Raw genomic sequence first — 488 nt, 5'->3', positions numbered from 1 at the left:
GCCGAAATGTGCGACAAGCTCTATGACGAGATCGCGCCCACCGGCCCCAACGACCGGGCGCTGGTCCGCAAGGTGCCGCTCGGCGTCATCGGCGCGATCACGCCATGGAACTATCCGATGATCATCGAGACCTGGAAGCTTGGTCCCGCGCTGGCGSYCGGCAATWCCGTGGTGCTGAAGCCGGCCGAGCAGTCGTCGTTGACGGCGATCCGTCTTGCCGAACTCGCCACCGAAGCCGGCCTTCCGGACGGTGTCTTCAACGTCATTACCGGCTATGGCGAAGAAGTCGGCAAGGCGCTTGCCCTGCATATGGATGTCGACAWGATCGCCTTTACCGGCTCGACCGARGTCGGCAAGCTGATTATGACCTATGCAGCGCAGACCAATCTCAAGCGCGTAGCGTTGGAACTCGGCGGCAAATCGCCGCTGGTCGTCTTCGCCGATGCCGATCTCGATGCCGCCGCGTCGGCTGTGGCCTGGGGTTGCTT

Annotated in this window: 1 protein-coding gene; it reads left to right on the top strand. The window is 63.1% G+C overall.

Annotation, left to right across the window (positions count from 1 at the left end):
* The coding region (locus AC1D0P_RS28700) for an aldehyde dehydrogenase family protein (protein ID WP_477679840.1) at positions 1 to 488 on the top strand (488 nt) is incomplete at both ends.

The organism is Polaromonas sp. P1_G2, from assembly GCF_056405515.1.
The sequence above is the reverse complement of the archived record's forward strand: the minus strand, read 5'-3'. Positions and strand labels throughout refer to the sequence as shown.